The 24526-nt window shown below is 59.7% G+C and carries 23 protein-coding genes and 1 tRNA gene; 11 read left to right on the top strand and 13 right to left on the bottom strand.

The annotated features are described in order from the left end of the window. Positions 1–1548: a PAS-domain containing protein gene (locus tag RA24_RS14175; RefSeq protein ID WP_019295340.1), complete on the bottom strand. Its 1548-nt coding sequence runs from the start codon at positions 1546–1548 to the stop codon at positions 1–3. Positions 1549–1637: 89 nt separating this feature from the next. Further along, complete coding sequence (regB, locus tag RA24_RS14170) at positions 1638–3032, bottom strand: sensor histidine kinase RegB (protein WP_019295341.1); 1395 nt, start codon at positions 3030–3032, stop codon at positions 1638–1640. 117 nt (positions 3033–3149) lie between these two features. Between regB and RA24_RS14165 the strand changes: the two genes are divergently transcribed. Together RA24_RS14165 and RA24_RS14160 are read left to right on the top strand one after the other, a co-directional pair. Further along, the gene (locus tag RA24_RS14165) at positions 3150–3770 is read left to right on the top strand and encodes an SCO family protein (protein ID WP_039192308.1); all 621 of its coding nucleotides are present in this window, start codon (positions 3150–3152) and stop codon (positions 3768–3770) included. 79 nt (positions 3771–3849) lie between these two features. After that, the gene (locus RA24_RS14160) at positions 3850–4404 is read left to right on the top strand and encodes an ActR/PrrA/RegA family redox response regulator transcription factor (protein WP_019295343.1); all 555 of its coding nucleotides are present in this window, start codon (positions 3850–3852) and stop codon (positions 4402–4404) included. 337 nt (positions 4405–4741) lie between these two features. On the opposite strand, the gene RA24_RS14155 is transcribed toward RA24_RS14160, so the two are convergent. Next, entirely contained in the window at positions 4742–5338 is a 597-nt protein-coding gene (locus RA24_RS14155; RefSeq protein ID WP_039192306.1) for an HD domain-containing protein, read from the bottom strand. A 229-nt stretch (positions 5339–5567) separates the two neighbouring features. Between RA24_RS14155 and RA24_RS14150 the strand changes: the two genes are divergently transcribed. Together RA24_RS14150 and ahcY are read left to right on the top strand one after the other, a co-directional pair. Next, positions 5568–5882, top strand: a complete 315-nt coding sequence (locus tag RA24_RS14150) for a hypothetical protein (RefSeq protein WP_019295345.1) — start codon at positions 5568–5570, stop codon at positions 5880–5882. Between the two features lie 151 nt (positions 5883–6033). Then, positions 6034–7422 carry an adenosylhomocysteinase gene (gene ahcY, locus RA24_RS14145; RefSeq protein WP_019295346.1) on the top strand — a complete coding sequence of 463 codons (1389 nt, stop codon included), beginning with the start codon at positions 6034–6036 and terminating at the stop codon, positions 7420–7422. Between the two features lie 66 nt (positions 7423–7488). Here the strand turns inward: ahcY and RA24_RS14140 are convergent, their stop codons facing one another. The 6 genes from RA24_RS14140 to tsaD form a co-directional block, all read right to left on the bottom strand. Further along, positions 7489–7761: a DUF4242 domain-containing protein gene (locus RA24_RS14140; RefSeq protein WP_019295347.1), complete on the bottom strand. Its 273-nt coding sequence runs from the start codon at positions 7759–7761 to the stop codon at positions 7489–7491. 384 nt (positions 7762–8145) lie between these two features. Further along, positions 8146–8541, bottom strand: coding sequence for a DUF1761 domain-containing protein (locus RA24_RS14135; RefSeq protein WP_039147812.1), 396 nt, complete (start codon positions 8539–8541; stop codon positions 8146–8148). Between the two features lie 46 nt (positions 8542–8587). After that, complete coding sequence (locus RA24_RS14130) at positions 8588–9010, bottom strand: EVE domain-containing protein (protein WP_039147534.1); 423 nt, start codon at positions 9008–9010, stop codon at positions 8588–8590. Then, positions 9010–9282, bottom strand: a complete 273-nt coding sequence (locus RA24_RS14125; protein ID WP_019295350.1) for a YciI family protein — start codon at positions 9280–9282, stop codon at positions 9010–9012. The genes RA24_RS14130 and RA24_RS14125 overlap by 1 nt, the downstream gene beginning before the upstream one ends. 1 nt (position 9283) lies before the next feature. Further along, positions 9284–10246, bottom strand: a complete 963-nt coding sequence (locus RA24_RS14120) for an NAD(P)H-dependent glycerol-3-phosphate dehydrogenase (RefSeq protein WP_019295351.1) — start codon at positions 10244–10246, stop codon at positions 9284–9286. After that, entirely contained in the window at positions 10243–11340 is a 1098-nt protein-coding gene (gene tsaD, locus RA24_RS14115) for a tRNA (adenosine(37)-N6)-threonylcarbamoyltransferase complex transferase subunit TsaD (protein WP_039192303.1), read from the bottom strand. Before tsaD ends, RA24_RS14120 begins: the two co-directional genes overlap by 4 nt. Before the next feature lie 89 nt (positions 11341–11429). Between tsaD and RA24_RS14110 the strand changes: the two genes are divergently transcribed. The 3 genes from RA24_RS14110 to RA24_RS14100 are packed head-to-tail and all read left to right on the top strand — an operon-like array spanning position 11430 to position 14934. After that, on the top strand, positions 11430–12140 hold the full coding sequence (locus RA24_RS14110) for a uroporphyrinogen-III synthase (RefSeq protein ID WP_241480944.1): 711 nt from the start codon (positions 11430–11432) through the stop codon (positions 12138–12140). Between the two features lie 51 nt (positions 12141–12191). Beyond that, positions 12192–13448 (top strand): COG4223 family protein, encoded by a 1257-nt coding sequence (locus RA24_RS14105; protein ID WP_039192299.1) that lies wholly within the window; start codon positions 12192–12194, stop codon positions 13446–13448. Between the two features lie 10 nt (positions 13449–13458). Next, positions 13459–14934 (top strand): heme biosynthesis protein HemY, encoded by a 1476-nt coding sequence (locus RA24_RS14100; protein WP_039171987.1) that lies wholly within the window; start codon positions 13459–13461, stop codon positions 14932–14934. 233 nt (positions 14935–15167) lie between these two features. On the opposite strand, the gene RA24_RS22025 is transcribed toward RA24_RS14100, so the two are convergent. Next, entirely contained in the window at positions 15168–17768 is a 2601-nt protein-coding gene (locus RA24_RS22025) for a DEAD/DEAH box helicase (RefSeq protein WP_039192296.1), read from the bottom strand. A 436-nt stretch (positions 17769–18204) separates the two neighbouring features. Here RA24_RS22025 and RA24_RS14090 point away from each other — a divergent pair, with 436 nt between their 5' ends. Both RA24_RS14090 and RA24_RS22965 read left to right on the top strand, forming a co-directional pair. Continuing rightward, positions 18205–18513 carry a hypothetical protein gene (locus RA24_RS14090; RefSeq protein ID WP_039192293.1) on the top strand — a complete coding sequence of 103 codons (309 nt, stop codon included), beginning with the start codon at positions 18205–18207 and terminating at the stop codon, positions 18511–18513. Next, a complete protein-coding gene (locus RA24_RS22965) occupies positions 18506–20083 on the top strand; it encodes a recombinase family protein (protein WP_446720214.1) in 1578 nt (525 codons plus the stop codon). The genes RA24_RS14090 and RA24_RS22965 overlap by 8 nt, the downstream gene beginning before the upstream one ends. Here RA24_RS22965 and RA24_RS14085 read toward each other — a convergent pair. Together RA24_RS14085 and RA24_RS14080 are read right to left on the bottom strand one after the other, a co-directional pair. Beyond that, positions 20037–20123: transfer RNA gene (locus RA24_RS14085), tRNA-Leu, on the bottom strand. The genes RA24_RS22965 and RA24_RS14085 overlap by 47 nt on opposite strands. 98 nt (positions 20124–20221) lie before the next feature. Continuing rightward, a complete protein-coding gene (locus RA24_RS14080) occupies positions 20222–20632 on the bottom strand; it encodes a globin domain-containing protein (protein ID WP_039192290.1) in 411 nt (136 codons plus the stop codon). A gap of 248 nt (positions 20633–20880) precedes the next feature. Between RA24_RS14080 and RA24_RS14075 the strand changes: the two genes are divergently transcribed. After that, positions 20881–21870 (top strand): complex I NDUFA9 subunit family protein, encoded by a 990-nt coding sequence (locus tag RA24_RS14075; RefSeq protein WP_039192493.1) that lies wholly within the window; start codon positions 20881–20883, stop codon positions 21868–21870. 61 nt (positions 21871–21931) lie between these two features. On the opposite strand, the gene RA24_RS14070 is transcribed toward RA24_RS14075, so the two are convergent. Beyond that, positions 21932–22738, bottom strand: coding sequence for an undecaprenyl-diphosphate phosphatase (locus RA24_RS14070; RefSeq protein WP_039192287.1), 807 nt, complete (start codon positions 22736–22738; stop codon positions 21932–21934). Between the two features lie 242 nt (positions 22739–22980). Between RA24_RS14070 and RA24_RS14065 the strand changes: the two genes are divergently transcribed. After that, positions 22981–24420: an NAD(P)-dependent oxidoreductase gene (locus RA24_RS14065; RefSeq protein WP_019297520.1), complete on the top strand. Its 1440-nt coding sequence runs from the start codon at positions 22981–22983 to the stop codon at positions 24418–24420. The last annotated feature ends 106 nt before the right edge of the window (positions 24421–24526 follow it).

Below are 24526 nucleotides of genomic sequence, written 5' to 3'. Positions count from 1 at the left end.
TCAGCCCTTGCTTGAGGCGGGGAACCGTTCCTGGCCAGCCGGCAGAGCAGCGGTTTCCGGCTGGCGGAAGCTAACCATGGTGGCACCGTTCTGGATAGCGGACACTTTGCAGACCAACCCGGTGCCGTCGCGCAGCTGAACATGGGACCACCAGGCCTCGCGCCCTTCGCAGCCTGCCACGAAGTCACGGATCTCGCCCCAGACAGGGGTTGGTGAACAGGTGTCCTGCCAGATGCGGCTGGCATCCATGATAGACACTTTGGCAAAGCTGGAGTTCGGGTCCATCTGCCAAAGGGTGTCATACGCGCTGTTTGAAAAGCTCATGCTGCCGTCATTGGCGAACACCGCGATGGCTTCGTCCATCTGATCCAGGATTGATTGCCCCATTTCCAGCTCAGAGCGGAACTGGCGGGTAAGGGTGACTTCGGCGGTGATATCCTCGAACAGGAAGGCGATGGCGCCATCCGGATGCGGTCGGCCCGAGACCTTGTAGACAGACCCTGAAGGCAGCGACCAGGTTTCCTGGTAACGCCCCTCGGCGGCAGCCTCCAGCAGGTCCGCCATCTGGTGGCGCCAGCTGGAGTAGCTCTTGGGTTCCGGCATCATCCGCTGATCGCGCAGCCGGTCAAAGAAGGTCAGCAGGTTGGGCCGCGAGCTCAGGAAGTTTGCCGGCAGCGCGGTCAGGTCGATCAGCACCGGATTGAACAGAACCAGCTGGCGGTTGCGGTCAAAGATCGCCAGGCCAATGGACAGCTGGGCAAAGGTCTTGGCCAGCGTCTGCACAAAATTGCGCTGGGCAACCTCGGCGTCGACCACCGCGTTCACATCGACCGCGTGGCACAGCCAGCCGGCCTCGGTTTCGGTGGTTGAGACGTTGTACCACAGCTTCTTGGTGCTTTCCGGCAGCGGGATGGAAATCCGTTCCGGTTTGCCGCTGGTCATCGGATCATGGAGATCCACGAACAGAGGATCAGAAAAATCTGCGCTGCGGCCGCGAATCTTCTGGCCGAGATTGTCATAGGCCAGGTTGGACCAGGTAACATTGCCTTCTTCCGACTGAAGCCAGACCGGATAGGGCGCCTGATGCACCGCGGCCCGCAGGGTGGTCAGCTCTTGATCCAGGGATTTATTGTGTTCTTCCAAGGTGCTGCGGCGCAGCTGAACGCGGGTCACACCATCAATCCATTCGCAATGTGCTTCGCGGCTTTCAGCGGCGGCGGTGCCGGACAGCACCAGCGGCCCCACATCCTTGAGAAAACCAGGCGACTGCGGCAGGCCAGGATAGCTGCGGGCCAGCTGGTCGCGCAGCATGCTCCAATCAAAGTTCTCCGCTTGGTCGCCGATAAATTTGCGGGCCCCGGAAGACCAGCCGATCAAGCTGCTGTCATCGAACAGGAACACGGCATCAGTCCGGCCATCGGCGGCCAGCAGATCGTGCTCCATGCCATTGCGGCGGGGGGAGGGGGACAGCCACCAAACTGCGGCGGCAGCCGTGGCAGCGCATAGCGCGGCCAGTACAAACCATTCGATCGACGCGAAATCCTGCATGTCTTCCTGCCTAGTTCAGCTCTCGTTTACCCGCATGGTTCCCTAAAAATGGTTAAATGAAGTTTAATTGGTTTCCCAAAAGTGAATAGTTAAATTTCTAAAGGTAAATTTTTGCCGGTGACAGGGCCTCCTGCTTCCATGGCGTCGATTTTCTCGCGTGGCCAGGCAACCTCGACAATGGCGCCCGTCTGTTCAATGCCGGGGGAAATGGTCTGGTGGGGGTCAGAGCCGTTGGCGAATCTCAGCTGTGCGCCGGTGCGCTGCAGCAGCGTCTTGGCAATGAACAGGCCCAGCCCCATGCCCTCGTACTCCGGGCGCTGCTTCAGTTCGCTTTCGCCCCGGCGGCGGCGCACGAAAGGGTCGCCTATGCGGCCCAGCAGATGCGGAGGGAAACCCGAACCGTCGTCGCTGATCTTCAGGACGATGCGGTCGTTGTCCCATGCCGCATCAATCCAGACGGTGGACTGCGAGAAATCGACGGCATTCTGAACCAGATTGCGCAGCCCGTGAATGATCTCCGGTTTGCGCAGCACCGTCGGCTGCTGAAAATCGCCGCCTTCCAGCGGCTCCTCATGGTAGAGAACTGCTTTGCCGCGGTGCATATGCGGCTCTGCCGCTTCTGTCACCAGTGTCGAGAAAGGGGCCTGGCGCAGGTGCAGGTCGTCTTTGCCGGCCCGGCCCATACCGCGCAGGATGTCCCGGCAGCGGTCGGCCTGTTCGCGGATCAGCGCGGCGTCCTCGCGCAGGTCCGGGCGGTCGTCCAGCTCCTCGATCAGCTCGGCACTGGTCAGCTTGATGGTGGCCAGCGGTGTGCCCAGCTCATGCGCTGCCGCTGCCACCACGCCGCCCAGATCGGTCAGCTTCTGTTCGCGCGACAAGGCCAGCTGGGTGGCGCTCAGCGCGTCCGACATCAGCCGCATCTCGTTGCTGACCCGGAAGGAATAGGCACCGATGAAGAGGATGGCGATGACGATGGCGATCCAGTTTCCGAAGATGAACACATCCGGGATCCGCAGGATAAATCCCTGCTCGGTCCGCAGCGGCAGGTGAAACTCGGCCATCAGCGTGACCAGGATAATGGCCGTTGCGCCGATGATCAGGGTCGAGCGCAGGCCCATCACCGCGGCGGAAATCGTAACCGGCCCCAGCACCAGCAGGGCAAAGGGATTGTTCAGCCCGCCGGTCAGGTAAACAAGGAAAGCCAGCTGCAGCAGGTCGAACAGCACCATCAGGAAGTTCTCGAACTCGCTGAGCCGCTTGTTTTCCGGGAAGGCAAAGATGGCAATCAAATTGCCGGCGGCGGAGATGCCGATCGCCAGGTAGCACAACCCAAGCTCCAGCTGCAGGTTGAACCGGTGCTGCGCCACAGCAATGGCGGTGATCTGCCCGGCAATGGCCACCCAGCGCAGCAGGATCAGTGTCCGCAGCCGGACCCAATGACTGTGATCGTGGCTGCTTGCCAGCATAAAAAGTCGGTCGTTCATCCGGTTCCGGTGCTCCCGCAGATGTGACGCCGTGCGCCAGTTGCATCGGCTGTATTTCTTGATAGGTCTGGCGCCGCAAACGATCAACAACCCTTCCCTGACGAAAAGTGTGATCCCATGACCCGCGTCTATGCTCTCCTCGCTGTTGCTTTTGTCGCTGCCCTGGTGGGCGGTGCCTGGTTTCTGACCCGCGGAGGCAGCGGGGGTGACAAATTCGCGCAGTGCCGCAGCAGCCAGATCGCAGGCGGCACCGAAACCATTGGCGGGCCGTTCGAACTGATCAATGCCAAGGGCGAAACCGTCACCGACAAGGATGTGATCACGGAGCCGTCCATCGTCTATTTCGGCTACACCTTCTGTCCTGACGTCTGCCCGATGGACGCAGCACGCAACGCTGATGCTATCGACGTTCTGGCTGAGCGCGGCGTCAGCGTGACGCCGGTGTTCATCTCCATCGACCCGGACCGCGATACCCCTGAAGCCGTTGGCGATTTCGCCGCCAACCTGCATGAAAAGATGATCGGCCTGACCGGTTCGCTGGAACAGGTGAAGGCGGCCAGCATGGCCTACAAGACCTATTTCAAGAAGAACGACGGGGATGAGGACTACTATCTCGTCGACCATTCCACCTTCTCCTACCTGGTGCTGCCCGAGGAAGGGTTTGTTGAGTTCTTCCGCCGCGATGAAACGGCAGAGCAGATGGCCGACAAGACCGCCTGCTTTGTCGGGAAAATCTGAAGCAGGATAGCTGTTTGACCTTTTCCCCTGCCCGGACATATTCTTGCGCCAATAGATAAAACCGCGCGGAGGACCGGGCATGGCCGAAACTGATCTGCAGGAAATCGGACCTGACAAGACACTGCTGCTCGTCGATGATGACGAGCCGTTTCTGCGGCGCCTGGCCAAGGCCATGGAAAAACGCGGGTTCGAGGTAGAGACTGCGGGATCCGTCGCCGCAGGCAGCGCCATCGCAACCGCTCGCCCGCCGGCCTATGCGGTGGTTGATCTGCGGCTGGAGGACGGCAACGGCCTGGATGTGGTCGAGGTGCTGCGCGAGAAACGCCCCGACAGCCGGGTTGTCGTGCTGACCGGCTACGGCGCCATCGCCACCGCCGTGGCTGCCGTCAAGATCGGCGCGACTGACTACCTGTCCAAGCCGGCCGATGCCACCGACATCATGAATGCGCTGCTGTCCACCGGTGATGAGCTGCCGCCGCCGCCGGAAAACCCGATGAGCGCCGACCGGGTGCGCTGGGAGCATATCCAGCGGATCTATGAGCTCTGCGACCGCAATGTCTCGGAAACCGCCCGCCGGCTGAACATGCACCGCCGCACCCTGCAGCGGATCCTGGCCAAGCGCAGCCCGCGCTGAGCCTTCCACTTCAGACACGGGGCTCTGCCCGTCAACGCAGGGTGTTGCGCACCCTGCGTACGCTGGTCTCACGGGATCTTAAGCGGCCTGCGGCATAGTTCCAATTGATCGCGGTCACCGCCGGGCCTGACACCCCCGGCACTTTGGAACTGGGCCCATTGGCACGGGCACGCACAACCGACGTTTCGCGTGCGGGAGTAACCCTCCCGTCCCGCCTCCGCCCCTTGGCGGCGCCGCCATCCTTAACTTGCTTCCGCTCTTACGCAGGACAGCCAGCAGGATACCGATTGGAACTACCGGCAGGGCAGCGGCCCTGGCTGGGTAAAACCCGTTTCATTCACATCTGCTGCAACAGCGCCTGATGCCGGGCAATGAACTCCTGCCGCACCTCAACCGGCGGGCGCAGGCGGATGTGCAGTCCGTCGGCAATCTCGGCATTCGGACGGCCAAAGAACTTGCTGGCTTCGGCCTCTGAAAAACCCGCGATCTGCACCGCTTCCATCCAGGCGCTGACCTTGTCCGCCCGCTTGATCTGCGCCTTGACCGTCTTGGGCAGCGCCGCCGGCAGCCCGAACCGCAGGTGAATCGCCGCCGTCAGCCGCTGATCCAGATCGCCGTATCCCGGACCCACCGCGGCCTTCACAGGCGAAATCATGTCACCGATCACATATTCCGGCGCATCGTGCAGCAGTGCCGCCAGCCGCCATTTAACCGGCGCCTTGGGCTGCATCCGGGTGAAGATGTCCTCAACCAGCAATGAATGCTCTGCGACTGAGTAGGCAAAATCCCCCATCGTCTGGCCGTTCCACCGCGCCACAAAGGCCAGCCCGTGGGCAATATCCTCGATCTCGATATCCACGGGCGTCGGATCCAGCAGGTCCAGACGGCGGCCGGACAGCATTCTCTGCCAGGCGCGGGCGGGTTTGGCGGGCATGGGGATTCCTGTCGCTTTATTTACCCTCTGACTACCTTCTGCGCGTTGCCCGGGCAATGCTTGCCATCGTTTGAGTGTTTGCGCGAACACGGATGAAAACGGGCAGTTTATGCCCTGTGAGTTTGAAAAAGGTGCGTCCCGAACCAATATTATAAGTACACAAGGGGCACCGCCCCCTCCCCGCGGCAAACCCCTTTGCGACGTGACACGCAACAGAAAGGAGTTTGTCATGTTCAAGCGTTTACTTGGTCTTTCCCTGTTGTTCGGCATGGCAGCGACAGCGCCGCCAGCCCTGGCCGCCAGCTGCGGCGACCGCGAGGTCATGACGCAGAAGCTGGAAAGCGGATATTCCGAACGGCTGACGGCCGGCGGATTGCAGAAAAGCCGCCCCGAAGCGACAGTGATTGAAGTTTGGTCGTCGGATGAAACCGGCACCTTTACGGTTCTCGTTACACATGCAAACGGGATCAGCTGCGTTGTCGCAACCGGATCCTCCTTCTTCCACATCGCGGAAAAAGCGCCGGACCCGGGCACGCCAAGCTGAATTTGGCTGCCTGACGGGCTTCCCCTACAGCCTGACACTTGATGAAAAGCCTGAGCCATCCGGCTCCGGTTGCGGGTATCTTCGTTGAATATCAACAAATGCAGTGCTAGGCCCTGCACCAAGTGTACTCGTAACCGGAATGGAGCAGACTATGGCCGGGGATTATATCGTCAAGGACATCGCGCTGGCAGGCTTTGGCCGCAAAGAGCTGGACATCGCCGAAACTGAAATGCCGGGCCTGATGGCGCTGCGCGAAGAATACGGCGCAAGCAAGCCGCTGAAGGGCGCCCGCATCGTCGGTTCGCTGCACATGACCATCCAGACTGCGGTTCTGATTGAAACGCTGGTGGCGCTGGGCGCGGACGTGCGCTGGGCTTCCTGCAACATCTTCTCGACCCAGGATCATGCAGCGGCAGCCATCGCCGATGCCGGCATTCCGGTCTTTGCGATCAAGGGCCAGACCCTGGAAGAGCATTGGGACTACCTCGACAAGTCCTTCATGTTCCCCGAAGGCGCGAACCTGATCCTGGACGACGGCGGCGACGCCACCCTTTATGTGCTTCTGGGCGCCCGCGCCGAGGCGGGCGAAGAGATCATCCCGGTGCCGCAGTCCGAAGAAGAAGCGGTCATCAAGGCGCAGATCCTGAAGCGCATGGAAGCCTCCCCCGGCTGGTTCACCAAGACCCGCGATGCCATCCTGGGTGTTTCCGAGGAAACCACCACCGGCGTCCACCGCCTGTATGAGCTGCAGAAAAACGGCCAGCTGCCGTTCCCGGCGATCAACGTGAACGACTCGGTCACCAAATCGAAGTTCGACAACAAATACGGCTGCAAGGAATCGCTGGTTGACGGTATCCGCCGCGCCACCGACACCATGATGGCCGGCAAGGTTGCCGTGGTCTGCGGTTATGGTGATGTGGGCAAAGGCTCCGCTGCCTCCCTGCGCGGCGCCGGCGCCCGTGTAAAAGTCACCGAAGCCGACCCGATCTGCGCCCTGCAGGCTGCGATGGACGGTTTCGAAGTGACCCTGCTGGAAGATGAAGTCGCCACCGCCGACATCTTCATCACCACCACCGGCAACAAGGACGTGATCCGCATCGAGCACATGCGCGAGATGAAGGACATGGCGATTGTCGGCAACATCGGCCACTTCGACAACGAGATCCAGGTCGCGGCGCTGAAGAACCACAAGTGGACCAACATCAAGGACCAGGTGGACATGATCGAAATGCCCTCGGGCAACCGCATGATCCTGCTGTCCGAAGGCCGCCTGCTGAACCTCGGCAACGCCACCGGCCACCCGTCGTTTGTGATGTCGGCGTCCTTCACCAACCAGGTGCTGGCGCAGATTGAGCTGTGGACCCGCGGCGACCACTACGAAAACGACGTCTACATCCTGCCCAAGCACCTGGACGAGAAAGTCGCCCGCCTGCACCTGGGCCGGATCGGCGTCAAGCTGACCCAGCTGAGCTCCGAACAGGCCGCCTATATCGGCGTCAAGCCCGAAGGCCCGTTCAAGCCGGAGCACTACCGCTACTAAGCGGACAATGCAGAACACGAAACAGCGCCGCCGGGGAAATCCGGCGGCGCTTTTCTTTACCTGACCCTAATTGCCGGTGGTGGGGTCGATAACAGTTTCGATTCTGGTGATTTTGCTGGCGGGAAAGCCGCTCAGCTTTGAATGTTCGTGTATCGCGTCTTCGGAGTCGGCCAGGTAAATGCAGAAGGTCTTGTCGCCGGCAACATAGGAGTGCTGCCATTGGACCCGGGGGGCCAGTTTGGCCAGCGCGTCATTGGAGGTGCGCGCTGCGCCGCCAAGTTCTTCACCGCTCATGCTGCCGACCTTCGGGATGTCCCGTTCGATGAGAAACCTTTGCATAGGATAACCTCCTCCGTGTCACTGATACGCAGGCCTCGATATAGGTCCCTGGTCCGGAAAGGCATCCGCTCTGGCTGCGAAAGGCGGCGGGAACCCAATTGAGAGATTCGAATTTCTGGTCCCGGAGGATGGGATCGGCTCAGCGGGTAATACCTGAAGGTGAAAACCTCTGCCGGCATTCACGTCAGTTCTGATTTAGCTCGCATTGTCCGGGTTATTGCTTTGCGGAATCGGCGCAAGGCGGCCTATACCTAAGAAACCGGCCAGGACGGCCAGGAACCAGATTTTCATACGCGTGTGGTGGATAGTGGAGCACGCGGGGTGGAAGGGAAGGTCCTGATTGTCCTCAGGTCCTTCCCTTTTTCATTTCAGATGTGTGGCAGCTTAGAACAGCGTCAGCACCAGACCAGCCGCCGCGCAGGCCAGCGTCGCATAGCCGCCATCAATCAGCGTCAGTTTGACCGGCCGCATTCCATACATGTTGTTCAGTGCGATCCAGGGGCTGATGAAGAACAGGCCGATGCCGGCACCGCCGATCAGGCCGGCGCCCAGGGTTTCGATGCCTGACAGGCTGAACACATGGCGCATCATGCCGGCAACGATCAACTGCAGGACAAAGGCCATGGCAAAGATCATCGGGCTTTGCCCGCCCTTCGGCTTGCCGTCTTCATCACATTCGACGCCGGAAGCCTCAATCCAGGGCTTGGCCAATGCGCCGTAGTAGACGGCGCCCAGCACAAATGCCGCTGCCGCCGCAACAATCACACTCAGGAATTCCATGATGCTCTCCTCAATGGTTTCAGCCACTTGAGAGCAAAGTGGCAGATCAGGCGGGGTCTGTCTCCCCCAGCGCGCAGATGGCTTGCCATTCCGCCTCGCTCACCGGCTGCACCGACAGGCGGGAGTTTTTGACCAGCACCATGTCCTCCAACCGCGGGTCAGCTTTGATCTGATCCAGGCTGACCGGCTTGGCAAAGGCCCGCACCGCCTTGATGTCGACGCATTCCCAGCGGTCGTCTTCAGTGGTGCTGTCCGGGTGCGCTTCGGCGCAGACCTCGACGATGCCGACCACGGATTTCTCTTTCTGCGAATGATAGAAAAAGCCGCGGTCGCCGATATTCATCTCGCGCATGAAGTTGCGCGCCTGGTAGTTGCGCACGCCGTCCCATTCCTCGCCCGCATCACCCTTGGCAACTTGGTCATCCCAGCTCCAGGTGGAGGGTTCGGATTTGAACAGCCAATAGCGCATCAGCCGATGACCTTTTTCCAGGTGATCAATTCGACAGCTTCAAACAGGCCGGCCTTGTTGTAGGGGTCATTTGCCGCCCAGGCTTCACCCGCTGCCATGTCTTCGACGTCCAGAATAACCAGGGAACCGGCCATATTGCCATCCTGATCCAGCAGCGGACCTGCCTGCGCCACGGCGCCGGTGTCGTTGATATAGGCCAGATGGGCGTCGCGGTTGTCGAGCCGGGTCTGCAGATGGCCGGGTTTGTCGCGGGCGATCAATGCGATGAGCATTTTATTCCTCTTTTAATGGTCTTTTAAGCAAATGTGCCGCAGCCTCGCTGATCGTCAAGCGCTGATCTACCAAATTGGTTACCGTGAGCGTGACCGGCATATCCAGCCCCATCCGCTGGGCCTGTGCCGCAACCGCCCGCGCGGTGGCTGCGCCTTCTACTGTGATGCTGGGGTCAAACTCCTCTCCGCGGCCGATGGACAGGCCCAGCCGGTAGTTCCTGGACAGCTCAGAGGTACAGGTCAGCGCCAGGTCGCCAAAACCGGACAATCCCGCCAAGGTTTCCGGCTTGGAGCCGCCGGCCAGCGCCATGCGCTGCATTTCGGCATAACCGCGGGTCATCAGCGCAGCGCGGGCGCTGTCGCCCAGCCCGGCGCCGATGACCGCACCGCAGGCAATCGCCATCACGTTCTTCAGGGCACCGCCGATTTCCGCGCCAATGGTGTCTGTGGTCCGGTACAGGCGCAGGTTGGCCGTGGTCAGCTGCTCCTGCAGTTTTTTGCACACCTCCGCATCGCCGCAGGCCAAAGTCAGTGCAGTTGGCAGGCCCCTTGCAATGTCCGCCGCAAAGCTCGGCCCGGTCAGCAGCGCGGCCTGCGCATCCGGCAAAACCTCGCGGATAACGGCCACCGGGCCAAGCCCGCTGTCCAGCTCAATCCCCTTGCAGCAGGCAACAAGCGTCTTTCCTGCCAGATGCGCGCCGTACTCCTCCAGCACACCGCGCAGCGTCTGCATTGGCACCGCCAGCAGCAAGACTTCGGACTGGCAGGCCTCGGCAATATCTGCGGTGACAGAGAGGTTTTCCGGCAGTTCCACACCGGGCAGGCGGGTGCCGTTGCGGCGGCTGTCCTGCATCGCCTGCGCCTTCATCGGGTTGCGCGCCCACAGGGTCACCGGCCCGTTGCCGGCCAGCGAAATTGCCAGGGCGGTGCCAAAGGCGCCCGATCCCAGTACCGAAATGCTCATGCTTTGGCTCCTTTGCGGCCGGATCCGATCAATGCCGGGCTGCTTTGATCCAGCGGCCAGCGGGGGCGGGCGGTCAGGTCCAGACCATCACGCGCACCGGACTTGAACCGCTCAAGGCCCGCATAGGCAATCATCGCGGCATTGTCCGTGCACAGCCGCAGCGGCGGGGCAGTAAAGGCAGCGCCTGCCTCTGCACACACGGTCTCCAACGCGGCCCGAATGGCTGTGTTTGCTGCCACCCCGCCAGCCACGGCGACGGTTGGCTGCGCTGGCTGCTCTTCCAGATACAGACGGATTGCGCGGCGGGTTTTCTCCGCCAATGTATCAACCACCGCAGCCTGAAACCCGGCACAGAGGTCGGCGCGGTCCTGGCGGGTTAGTCCGCCTTTCTCGGCCACGATCTGATCCCGCATCCGCATCAGCGCGGTTTTCAGGCCGGAAAAGGACAGGTTGCAATCCGGCCGGTCGAGCAAGGGCCGGGGAAAGCGGAACCGCTTGGGATCACCCGTTTCCGCCTCGGCCTGCACCGACGGCCCGCCGGGCTGCGGCAGCCCCAGAAGGCGGGCGGTTTTGTCAAAGGCCTCGCCCGGTGCGTCGTCAATAGTGCCGCCCAGCCGGGTGAAATCCTCCGGCCCGCGGACCAGCAGGTACTGGCAGTGGCCGCCGGAAACCAGCAGCATCAGGTAGGGATAGATGATCCCGTCCGTCAACCGCGGCGTCAGCGCATGGCCCGCCAGATGGTTCACGCCAATCAGCGGCAGACCGGTTGCGGCAGCGATGCCCTTGGCGCACATCACGCCGGACATCACGCCGCCGATCAGCCCCGGTCCGGCCGTCACCGCCACCGCATCCATGTCCTTCAGGCTCAGCCCCGCCTCTGCCAGCGCATCGCGGACGCAGATGTCCAGCTTTTCCGCGTGGGCGCGGGCGGCGATTTCCGGCACCACGCCGCCAAAGGCGCTGTGCAGTTCGGTCTGGCCGAACACAACCGAAGACAAAACCTCGGGATTCCCGCCGTCTGCCTGCCGCACCACGGCGGCGGCGGTGTCGTCGCAGCTGCTCTCCAGCCCCAGGATTGTCAGGGTCTTTGTCATGGCCTTACCGTTGCATCAATCTGCTGCCGGGGCTACCACCGAAGCGGGGTGCAAACAATCCCGGGAGCCTTGCAATGGTGCCTTTGCTGATGACACGCCCGCTGGCCGCGGCAAAGCGGTTTGCTGACGGCCTGCCAGCCGGAGCGCTTGCGGGCCTGCACGTGGTCTACACTCCACTGATGGAAATCCAGGTGGTTCAGGCACCGGTAAACTTGCAGAGTGTGAAGGGCGTGGTTTTCACCTCTGCCAATGCAGTTGAGGCCGCTTCACGTGAAACGGCAGTTCGGCTGCCTGCCTATTGTGTCGGGGAGCGCACGGCGCAGACCGCCGCAGAACTGGGCTGGCAGGCGGAGTTTCTGGGCCAATGCGCCGAAGAGCTGACGGCTGCCCTGCTGCAAAAGCGCCCCGAGGCACCGCTTTTGCATCTGCGCGGTGCCCATGCGCGGGGGGAAATTGCCCAGCTTCTGACGGATGGCGGCCTCCCCTGCGGGGAGCAAATCGTGTATGATCAGGTGCTTCTGCCGCTGACGGAGGAGGCGCAGGCTGCGCTTGCTGCGCAAAATGATGTGATCGTGCCGCTATTTTCACCCAGGACTGCGCGCCATTTTGCCAATCTGTGCGGGGACGCGCCGCATTTGCATCTGATTGCGCTTAGCCAGGCCGTTGCTGAACCGTTGAAAGGCTTGAATTGCAAGGTGTTGCGCGTAAGTAAGGCACCGGATGCACCGGCCATGGCTGCGGCTGTCCTTGATGCCGCAGTGCAGCTGTCCCGGCTTGAGGGCAAGGGGCGCGCGGAGTAGGGTCCAGCGTGTTCGCAAGAATGTATTTTAGGAATCGAGGGGGAGGCCGGCGTGGCTGACAAGAAAAATCCGGAAGACGTGATTGAGCCCGGCCCCGGTGAAAACAAACCGGCCGAGGACGCTGCAGAAACCTCTGAACAGGATGCGGCGCAGGAAACCGGTGCTGAGTCTGTTGACGCCCCTGATGATGTAGAGTCTGCGGTTTCCGAGACCGAGACCGAGACCGGGATTTCGTCTTTCGGCCAGGATACAGCTGCGGAGCGGGAAGAAGCTTCGGTTGAGCCGCTTGCCGCGGCTGAGGCGCCCCGCGAAATCGAACGGGTGGTGGAAAAACGCGGCGGCTTCGGCTCTGCGGTTCTGGGCGGCGCCGTGGCCGCGGTAATCGGCTTTGTGGCCGGCCAGGGCGGCTGGCTCGACAGCGTGCTGCCTGCCTCTATGCGCGGCGGTGTTGATCTGACCGCGCTTGAGGCCGGCCAGGCAGAGCTGGAAACAGCCCTTGCCGCTTTGAAACAGCAGGTGGAAGCCAATCAGGCGCCCGACCTTGCGCCGCTTGCGTCCCGCATTGATGCCCTGACCGCTGAAATTGAGCCGCTGAAGAGCGCGCCGGCACCGGATGCGGCTTTGCGGGCGGATCTGGACGCATTGGCCGCCCGCGTGTCCGCATTGGAAACCCGGCCGCCGGAGGGCGCCTCGCCCGAGGCCGTCGCTGCGTTTGAAACCGAGCTGGGCAAGCTGCAGGATAGCCTTGCCGCGCAGCGCGCTGAAGTCGAACAGATGCTGGCCGAAGCCCAGGCAAAGGATGCCGCCAGTGCCGAGGCCGCACGGATTGCCAGCGCCCAGACCCAGCTTGCACAACTGCGCTCAGCCTTGGACAGCGGCAACAGCTATGCCGCTAACGTGCAGGAGCTTTCGAACCTTGGCGTGGACGTGCCCGCGGCCCTGTCCGGCCCGGCTGACAGCGGTGTTGCCACCATTTCCGCCCTGCGCGACAGCTTTGCCCCGGCGGCGCGCGACGCGCTGGCCGCAGCCCGCGAAGAAACCAAGGGCAGCGGCGGCCTGCTGGACTATGTGAACCGGCATCTTGGCGCGCGCTCGGTCACCCCGCAGGAGGGCGACGGCCCGGACGCGGTGCTGTCCCGTGCCGAGGCCGCGGTGGCAGCCGGCAAGCTGCCGGACGCGTTGAATGAATTGTCCGTATTGCCCGAAACGGCCCGTGCCGCCCTGTCCAGCTGGGAAGCCGCGGCAAATGCGCGGGTGGCTGCTGTGACGGCAGCTGCTGAACTGGCTCAAAGCCTGCAAGCCAAATAAGGAAGCCGCCATGCTCTGGTCGTTGTTGAAGATCCTCGTATTTGTCGCAATTGTCGCGCTTCTGGCCTTTGGGGGCCGCCTGCTGATGGAAACTGCCGGCGGAATGCAAATCACCGTCGCCGGCACCGAATACACGCTGAGCGCACTGCAATCGGTCATCGCGCTGGGCGTGCTGGTTGTTGGCGTCTGGCTGTTCCTCAAGCTGCTGTCGCTGCTGGTCGCCACCCTGCATTTCCTGAATGGCGATGAAACTGCCCTGTCGCGCTATTGGGACAAGGGCCGCGAGCGCAAAGGCTATCAGGCGCTGTCCGACGGGCTGATGGCGCTGGCCTCCGGCGAGGGGCGGCTGGCGCTGGCCAAGGCGGCGCGGGCCGAGAAATACCTGCAGAAGCCGGAACTGACAGATCTGCTGGTGGCGCAGGCGGCAGAGATGAGCGGCGACACCCACAAGGCCGCCGAGGCGTATAAACGCCTGCTGTCCAACCAGCCGACCCGGTTTGTCGGGGTGCGCGGCATCATGAAACAGAAGCTCTCGGAAGGCGACACTGACACTGCCCGCCAGCTGGCTGAAAAGGCACTGGCACTGCGGCCCAAGCATGAGGAAGTACAAGATACGCTGCTGCGTTTGCAGGCCCAAGCGGAAGACTGGGCCGGCGCACGCAAGACGCTGTCGACCAAGCTCAAGACCGGCACCCTGCCGCGCGATGTGTACAAACGCCGCGATGCCGTGCTGGCGCTGTCGGCCTCCAAGGGTATTCTGGATGAGGGCGCGACGGTCGAGCAGCAGGAGCAGGCGATCGAAGCCAACCGCCTGTCGCCGGATCTGGTCCCGGCTGCCGCCATGGCCGCCCGCGCCTATATCGCCAAGGGCAAGAAACGCCCGGCTGTGCGGCTCTTGAAGAAAGCCTGGGAAAACCAGCCGCATCCGGATCTGGCTCATGCCTTTGCCGAAATCGAGCCGGAGGAAACCCCTGCTGAGCGCGTCAAACGGTTTGACCAGCTGGCGCGTATCAAGCCGCTGAATGATGAGGCCCGGCTGGTGATGGCGGAGCTGAACATCGTGGCAGAGGATTTCCCCGAAGCCCGCCGCTGGCTGAATGACCTGGCCAAACGGGCGCCGGATGCCCGCGCGCTGACGCTGATGGCTGCGATTGAGCGCGGCGAAGGCGCCAGCGACAAGGTGGTGCAGGGATGGCTGGCCAAGGCGCTGACCGCACCGCGCGGGCCGCAATGGGTCTGCGACAGCTGCAACCACATCCACGCGGAATGGGCACCGGTCTGCGAGCATTGCTCCAGCTTTGACACCTTGTCCTGGAAGCGCCCGGAGACGCCGGAGGTTGCCAGCGTTGCGGCCGCCCACATGCTGCCGCTGATCACCGGCGCGCTGGAGGATAAGAGCGCGGAACCGGTGGAGGATGCTGAGATCGTGGATGCCGCGGAAGAATCCGGCGGCGATGTGCAGGACACGGTCAAAGAAGTGAACTGAGACCGGCTGCAGATCAGCAGAAGGCTGTTTGAGAACGGCAGGCGAGCCCTGCCGTTTTTCTTTTCGGGTAGCTGAAACGGCACGCTGCCCGCAGGCACAACTGTCCTGCGCTGGCAGTGTTCAATTGTATTTCGGGGAATGGTGCACCTGAAAGGAGAAAGCTCGAACCGCCTGTTTGCTGAACTTGAGAGGTGGGAACTGCACTTGAGGCAGCAAACAGACGGTTCGGTTGGTCACTCAACCAAACTTTGGCCCTCTACCACTTTCAGTCTTTCAGACATGTCTCGCGCCTCAACATAGGGCAGAAGGGTTTCCATTGAGAGGTTGTTCTTCCTCAAGCTCTCAATGCACTCCGCTTGCCAAACCAGATCGTCCTCAGACTTAAAGCTGGCCTTCAGTCCCCTCAGGACATCTACGGCTTGCTGACACCATGTGCCGTAGTCGCTCAGACTCCAGATCAGAGAGTTCTTTATTTGAGGCAACGCGCCTTTGTGAATCTTAGTAGCTGGGGTCACAATAATGGTTTGGAAGTTCACCTCGGCAAGCTCCGAACGGTTTTCCTTCAACCAGTTTATGTGGCCTAAAGCTTGCTTGGCCTTGGTCGGCGAAAGAGCACTTGAAGACTTTGCCTCCGCGTAGTCCTCGAACACCACTCCTGTACTGATCGTAGCCCACCATGGATCTGGTGCTGCACTTTCATTGGAGTTTTCCGAGATAAAACCAAGTAGCTCCCCAAGTTTCACTTGCGCGCCTTCGAACTTGGTCAGATCGCTCAGGCCTTCCAACACCAACTCGATTTCACGGTTGAACCGAGAATTATTTGCTACACCCATGCTGGCAAACTTATTCGCGATGCGCTTTGCCTGAAACTGCTCATTTTTGCTATTCTCTGGGGCCTCTTTTTCCCCGGAAAGCGCGCCTCTTAGGCTACGCATCCAAGAGATATCGGACGCTTTAGAAGCCGCTGAGAACTGGTCGATAGCCATCTGTTGATATCGTGGTGTTTCGCGCCCCTCCAAGAGTGCAGCAACACCAGCCTTATAACTCCAAAAAGCGCGCAAGCCTTTAAGTTGGGAGTGTTGGAGCTTTCCAAGGATATCTAGCGCATGTTCATATGCGGACACATAATCTGAACGCCACATGCATTCGGAAAAACGGACCTCGTCTTTCACACAATCCTGAAGTTCAGGCAGGTAGCTAGGCAGCTCTTGGCTTAATGTGCTTGCTTCATTCAGAATTTCGTTGCTAGCCGCTTGCCAGTCAGAATCTAGCGAGAGGAAGGACTTGAAGTTCTCAACGAGTTCGTCCGGTTCCACATCACTGGACTGGTAGTCGCCAAAATCAATTTCGGCCTGAAGCTCAGGGTGCAGCTCTTTTCGCAAATCCACGTCCAAGAAGTAATCACGCAGTGAAACACCGCATATAACTACCGCAGACGTATCGACAAATGATCGCGTGCATCTCCCAATTGCTTGTAGCATTCGAGTCTTTTTTCTATCACGAAAAAGAACATCTGAACTCAGTTCGTTGGAGATGAACCGCTCTTGAAGGTTAATCATAGAAGGCAAGTCATCTATCAATAGAAGGCGAGACTCATCCTTGGGGAAATCAATACCGTCGAAACGGCCCGCGAGTACCGCCACTGCCGAACTATGCGATACAAAGCCAGCTTTACTTGCTTCGATGTCTCGACTTGAGAATATTTTATAGCCTGTCGATCCTTTGATGAACCCCTTCCATTCTTCCGCTCTGCGATCTGATGCTGTCAAGCATACCGCGCGCGGCGTCATCTTAACCAAACTTGATATAAGTTTGCCTGCTTCATCTCCCTCCAAAGAACGAGTTGGAAAGATAAAGAAGCGTCGACCCACGCCGTGTCCTTCAAGACCTTCAGGCGCAGGCATCCGGTTTATGCGGCGTCGCCCCGTGAGGCGTTCAAGGTCACCCCCTGCGCCGAGTGTTGCAGACAGGTAAATACGTGTTTTAGGGTCTGAGAATGCTTTATTTGACCAAGACGGTGGGATATAGGGTCGGATAAGGATTTCTCCTGGTGCCATAAATATATTACAGCATTCAAGATGGCCGCGCAGCAATGACCACGAATAGTGTAGATTTGCGCTCTTCGAGTGTCGGTCAAGTAGGTCAGTTATTTCAACTTCTGACGAAAGGAGCTTGTCTACAGTGAGCAGCTGACACCACCCCCGCGACACCTCTGGCTTTACATCATTCCGCAACATTGCAATGTCGAAGCGCGACATGTGTGGAGACAAAACAGAGCACATAAGATTGAACAAATCACGCGTCTCTTTCGATTCTTTTGAAATTTCGAGAGACCAATTTTTTGCAACATAGTTTTCTACGGTATGTGCATCATCAAGTATAAGCACATGTGCATCATCAAAAAACGGATTTGAGTTAAATACTGAACTGTAGGTGGTAACCGCGACGGCATTCCCACTTCTGTATTGTGCCACATCTCCAGCATCGTATGTTTTATTCGAATCTACGAACCCTTTTACGTCAAGACCGTAAACCTCATTTGCCTGACGAACCGTCTGGTGAACGAGCTGTTTAGTTGGGCACAGGTATACTACTCGTTCTGAATTTTTTAGCCTCCGCCACTCGGCGATCATCAGCCCTACTAGTGTTTTGCCGCTACCCGTGGGCAGTTGTATCGCAAGGTCGGCTGAGCCGTGATGCCTTGCAGCATACTCGAGCAGAACTTCGCGCTGATGAGGGTTTTCTGTTTCGATCTTCCTGTGCGGGAGTGATCTGAAAAACTGAACAGGGTCTGCGAGCACTGCTGAATGAGTTTTGCGAGGTTTAAATGCCATGGAACGCTCCGATGCTCAAATTTATGCCTTAACGTATGATCAAGTTGCAGACGACGATGTCTCTCCAAATAGGTTATCCCTGTCTGGCCTTGCCTTTGATCGCCTCAGAATCTTGCTGCCTCCGCGCGGAAAACGTTGAGTTTCACGCACTGATTCGTGTCACTTTCTGTGACATCCGTGAGCTTACTTCGGTTCGAGCCAAGGGCAACCTTCTCCCACCGATGTGATAAAACCCAAAACGCTCTCAACGTGCATCAGTAAGCTAAGGTCCTGAGGGGGAGAGATGTGAGAAAATATTTCACGTTGATCTCCCTGCTAAGCAGCGGCGAATGTCACTTACTCTTACCTTCCAAAATGCCGATATCCATAGGTAACTAGTTGTTATCCCGTACCTTTGTGGGGTTATCGACAACCGAAAAGCATGGAGAGTTCGAACATGGAGCACGAATTGAACCGCAGCAAAGTCATTGACTTTGTTGAAGCAAGAAACCGTCACCAACTGAACCGGAAGCGGCTGGAAGTCGACGTTGAACGTTATCAAGACTATCTCGACGGCAGTGGCATTTCTGATGAGCAGAAAGCGGACTTTTTGAAAGCGCTTTGGACCGTGATCGTAGCCTTTGTCGACATTGGCTACGGTGTTCATCCCGTGCAGACGGGCGAAGCGGAGGTCATTAGCCTCCACACTCATCAGCCTCGCTGCAGAAACGAATCCCCTGACTTCGGAGGGGCCGCAAATGTTTGACAAGCATCAGAAGCAGAAGCGGAACAAGTGCGTCATCTATTGTCGCGTCTCATCGATCAAACAAACGATGGATGGCGCGGGTCTGTCCAGTCAGGAACGGAGCTGTCGGGACTACGCTCAGCAATGCGGTATGCAGGTCGAGGATGTGTTCACAGACGTGATCTCAGGTGCCAGTTCAAATCGTCCCGGCATGAACCTGCTGCTGGATTTCCTGAACCGTGTTGATGCTCGTGACTACATGGTCATCGTCGATGACGTTTCTCGATTTGCACGTGACGTAGGTGCGCATACAGAGTTGCGCAACAAGATCATGACCGCTGGTGCTGCTATTGACAGCCCTAAGACCAAGTTCGGGGTGGATGCTGAAAGCCGCTTCTTGGAAATGCTCTGGGCATTGTTGGCCTCACGGGACCGCGAGAAGAATGCGGAGCTGTCAAAGACCCGGACGATTGCACGTCTCAAGAATGGTTATTGGACCTTCTCTGCTCCGGTTGGATATCAATACACGAAGGCTCCGGGCGGCGGTAAGCTCCTTGTCCCCAAGGAGCCAGAAGCCTCCATCATTCGTGAAGCATTGGAAGGGTTTGCATCCGGCCGGTTTCAGAGCCAAGCGGAAGTTAAGCGCTTCTTAGATGACACGCCCGAGTTTCCTCGCCCGCGCGGCGCAAAAGAGGTCAAGTTTGATCGGGTGACAGGATTGCTGACCCGCGTGGTCTATGCCGGGTATCTGGAGAAACCCGAATGGGGTATTCCTCTGACGAAGGCTCAGCATGAGCCATTGATCCCGTACGAAACCTATCTGATCAATCAGGACCGCTTGAACGGAAGGAAGGTTGCGCCAGCTCGCAAGGACATCGACCGTGAATTCGTTCTGCGCGGCTTCCTGACGTGCTCTGAATGCGGATACAGCCTGACTTCATGTTGGTCAAAGAGTGGGACAGGCAAGCGGTATCCCTACTACCTCTGCCATCACAAGGGCTGTAGCCAGCGAGGCAAGTCGATTGCGCGAGACAAGTTGGAGGCCGAGTTCGAACACGTGCTAAAGGGCCTCGCCCCCACTGCCAAGACGTTCGAACTTGCCGGTCGGATGTTTCGAGACGCATGGGATCGCCGTTGTTCGAACTCCAAAGAGGAAGCTTCGCGACACAAGACCCACTTACGGCAAATCGAAACCGAAGTCAGTTCGTTGATCGACCGGGCGGCTCGAACTCAACACGACGAGACCGCCCGCGCCTATGAAACGAGGATTGCGGAATTGCGCTCCGAAACCGCCGTACTGCAGGAAAAGATGGCCAATCAAGAGCTTCCAGAAGGGAACTTCGACAAAATGTTCGAACTTTCCATGGAGTTTTTGGCAAACCCTTGGAACATTTGGGAAAAGAGCTCCTACGAGCTCAAGAGAACGGTGTTGCGGTTAGCCTTTGCAGCACCTTTGAATGTATGTCGCGAAACTGGACTTCGAACTGCAGAAACCACCTTACCGTTCAAGGCGTTACGGTTTCTGTCCACTTCCAAAAGTCAAATGGTGCCCAGGAGAGGACTCGAACCTCCACGTCCATACGGACACTAGCACCTGAAGCTAGCGCGTCTACCAATTCCGCCACCTGGGCAGGTGTCGTGGAACCGGCGTATAAGCGGAGTCGCAGGCAGCGTCAAACGGAAAACAAGCCGAACAGCAAGGCGGGAAAAAAATTCAGCCGGCCGGTTCTTAGACCCGCGTCATAAAGTTCATTTTTACGGCCACATCGGTCAGGAAACCGGTCCATGCCTTCTGCGTTTCGCGGTTCCAGTCCGGGCCAAGCGTGTCCGACAGGGCGCCGGTGAAACTGTTGATGAAGCCATCGAAATGGTCATCCGACACCTCCAGCTTGCGATGCTTTTCGCCCTGCAGCTTCAGGATCGCATCCAGCCGTTCGGAATCGTCCAATGCTTCTGCAATATGGGTCAGTGATGCCAGAAGCTTTTCTTCCTGCTGGGCCAGATCTTCTGGAAACAGACCGCGTATGTCCGGGCAGGCGGCAAAGAATTTGGCATAGAAAGCCGGAACAAATGCGTCGAGATCCATCTTCTCGTTTTCGATGCTTTTGCGGATCAGGTCCTTGTTGTCTTCGTCCGTCATTCTGATTGGCCTCCTGAACAACTGCCTGCACCAGTAACAACCGCAGAAACATGTGATTTTGCTGCAGCATTTTCCTTCTAGCTGGCAGGACTGAAGGCCGGGTTAACCAATTCGCTGCAATTGCAGCGAAGGACCGGTGTTTCCCGCGTTTTCAGCCGTCACAGTGACCGTATTCCCACGTTTTGCGCCTTGTTCGGCGTCTCTTGCGGCGCTACAGCATAGGGGCAGCTAAGTTCAGGAGCCAAATGATGTCCAAACTGGTCACGATCTATGGCGGATCCGGTTTCGTGGGCCGCTACATCGCGCGGCGCATGGCCAAGGAAGGCTGGCGGGTGCGGGTCGCCGTGCGCCGTCCCAATGAAGCCATGCATGTGAAGCCCTACGGTGTTCCGGGCCAGGTGGAGCCGGTGTTCTGCAACGTCCGCGACGATATGTCGGTCGCGTCGGTGATGCAGGGGGCGGATGCAGTTGTGAACTGTGTCGGCGTGCTGAACGAGCTGGGCAAGAACACCTTTGGCGCCATCCACGCAGAGGGCGCGGGCCGCATCGCCCGCATCGCGTCTGAGCTGGGCGTTGCCAATCTGGTGCATATCTCGGCGATTGGCGCCGATGCGGATGCCGCCAGCGAATATTCCCGCACCAAGGCCGCTGGTGAAGCTGCGGTGCAGCAGCATTTCCCGGGTGCCGTGATCCTGCGCCCCTCGGTGATCTTCGGGGCCGAGGACGGCTTCTTCAACCGCTTTGCCGGCATGACCCGCCTGTCGCCCTTTCTTCCGATTGCGGCTGGCGGCACCAAATTCCAGCCGGTGTTTGCAGATGACGTGGCCAAAGCTGCAGTCAAGGGCGCGCTGGGCGAAGCAGAAGGCGGCGTCTATGAGCTGGGCGGGCCGGAAGTGAAAACCTTCCGTGCGCTGATGGAGCAGATGCTGGAGGTGATCCACCGCCGCCGTGTCATCATCTCGCTGCCGGGCTTTGCTGCCAAGCTGGTGGCTTTTGGCTTTGACGTGCTGCAGTTCGTCAGCTTCCAGCTGATCGAGAACAAAATGCTGACCCGCGACCAGCTGAAAAGCCTGAAGTCGGACAATGTGGTGTCTGACGGCGCCAAGGGTTTTGCGGATCTGGGCATTGACCCGGTGACGGTTGGCTCCGTGCTGCCGGACTACCTGTGGAAGTTCCGCCCCTCCGGCCAGTATGACGAGATGACAGGCTCTGCCCGCAACCTGCGCAACGGCGCCTGATCTGCAAGGTATTTCAAGGTCTGAGAGCGCGGGGATTTCCCCCGCGCTTTTTCTTTGCGCCTCAGCTGGTGTAGGCGACGGTCAGCAGCACAACACCCAGGATCACCCGGTAGATCACATAAGGTGTGAAGCTGACGGAGCGCAGCAGCCGCATCATCAGGCTGAGCGCGGCCAGCGCCGATAGCATTGCCAAGAGGGCGGCGATCCCGGCATCGCGCAGCAGCGCGGTGTTGGCCTCCAGCGCCACCTCGGTTCCCAGCAGAACGCCGGAGGCGATAATGGTCGGAATCGACATCAGCATGGCAATGCGGGCGCCGTCCTCGCGGGTATATCCCAGCTGCCGCGCACCGGTGATGGTGATGCCGGAGCGCGAGGTGCCGGGGATCAGCGCCAGCATTTGCCACATTCCCATGATCAGCGCGTCGCGCAGGCCCCAATCACCTGCCTGTTTCACCTCGGCGCCCTTCTGGTCGGCCCAGTAGAGTACCAATCCAAAACCAAGCATGGTCCAGCCGATCACGGTAATGGACCGCAGCGCATCGCTGAGGCCGGTGAAATGCAGCAGGGCGCCGAACAGGACGGTGGGAATGGTGGCCACGATCAGCCCCATGGCCAGCCGCGCGCCGGGTGTGTCCATTCGGCCGGTCAGGGCGCGGGGCAGGCCGATCAGCCCCTCGCGCACATCACCCCAGAAATAGATCATCACAGCCGCCAGTGTGCCGACATGCACGGCGACGTCGATCACTTGGCCCTGGTCCTCCAGCCCGGTGAGGCCGGGCAGCAGAATCAGGTGGCCGGAGGAGGAAACAGGCAGGAATTCGGTGATGCCCTGGATCAAAGCAACAAGGATCAGCTGGAAAAGCGGCATGCTGAAATCATTCCTCAAGGGCCGCGGACGGGCCGTAAACTGTCGCGACTCTGTATAAATCCCGGCTCTGGATTGGAAAGTCATTATTAAGGTCCGATGTGGACCTAAAAATTCTGTACATTTCCACGAAACACGATATCAGGAGTAAAGCGCTGACAAAATAGGTCAGTAAAGTTGACATAAAAGCGTATTCGTACCTGCAAGGGTGCCAGCGCAGCCAGACAAACGATGGAGTCCAGCCCGTGGCCAAGCAACCGATGCTGAAATTTGTGCAGATCGAACGCGACATGCCTCAAAAGCGTGACGCGAGTGTACGCAAGGAAGACTTCAATGAGATTTACGCGGAGTACGCTGCTGCCAAGGCTGAGGAGCAGGCCAGCCGCTGCAGCCAGTGCGGTGTGCCCTATTGCCAGAGCCACTGCCCGCTGCACAACAACATCCCCGACTGGCTGCGCCTGACCGCGACCGGCCGCCTGGAAGAGGCTTATGCCACCAGCCAGGCCACCAATACCTTCCCGGAGATCTGCGGCCGTATCTGCCCGCAGGACCGCCTGTGCGAAGGCAACTGCGTGATCGAACAGTCGGGCCACGGCACCGTGACCATCGGCTCTGTCGAGAAATACATCACCGACACCGCCTGGGAAAACGGCTGGGTGAAGCCCGCCGCACCGCTGGCCGAGCGCAGCGAAAGCGTTGGCATCATCGGTGCCGGCCCTGGCGGCCTGGCGGCAGCGGATATGCTGCGCAAGGCCGGTGTGCAGGTCACGGTCTATGACCGCTATGACCGCGCCGGCGGGCTGCTGATGTACGGCATCCCCAGCTTCAAGCTGGAAAAGGATGTGGTTGAGCGCCGCAACAAGCTGCTGGCAGACGGCGGTGTGACCTTTGTGCTGAACTGCAATGTGGGCGAGGACATCTCGTTTGAGGAAATCCGTGGCAAGCATGACGCGGTGATCATCGCCACCGGCGTTTATAAGTCGCGCGATCTGGCAATGCCGGGCAGCGGTTCCGAAGGCATCGTCAAGGCGATCGACTTCCTGTGTGCCTCCAACAAGAAGAGCTTTGGCGATGAAGTTGCTGAGTTCGACAACGGCAGCCTGAATGCCGAAGGCAAGAAGGTTGTGGTGATCGGCGGCGGCGATACCGCGATGGACTGCGTGCGCACCTCGATCCGTCAGGGCGCGACCAGCGTTAAATGCCTCTACCGCCGCGACCGCGCCAACATGCCGGGCTCCCAGCGGGAGACCCAGAACGCCGAGGAAGAAGGCGTGATCTTCGAGTGGCTGTCGGCGCCCAAGGGTTTCACCGACGAGGGCGGCAAGGTGTCTGGCGTGATGGTGCAAAAGATGCGCCTGGGCCAGCCGGATGCTTCGGGCCGTCAGGCGCCAGAAGTGATCGAAGGCGCGGACTACGTCGAGGAGGCCGATCTGGTCATCAAAGCCCTGGGCTTTGAACCGGAGGAGCTGCCCACCCTGTGGAACCAGCCGGAACTGCCGGTGACTCGCTGGGGCACCGTCAAGGCGGCGTTCAAGACCGGCGCCACCGAACTGGACGGCGTCTATGCGGTGGGCGACATCGTACGCGGCGCGTCGCTGGTGGTTTGGGCGATCAAGGACGGCCGCGACTGCGCCGAAGCGATCCTCGAGAACTTCAACAGCAAGGCCGTGGTGGCGGCGGAATAAGCCGGCCCCCCCCCGTACACCGTCTGTGCACCCCCTGTGCACCGGCGGAGCAGCGAGCGAACCGCAGCAAGGTCAGTAATGCTGACCCAGCCAGCAGAAGGAACAT

Origin of the sequence: Leisingera sp. ANG-M6 (genome assembly GCF_000813905.1) — a bacterium.
GTDB lineage: Bacteria > Pseudomonadota > Alphaproteobacteria > Rhodobacterales > Rhodobacteraceae > Leisingera.
Note: the sequence above shows the minus strand (reverse complement) of the source record. Positions and strands in the feature narration are given on the sequence as shown.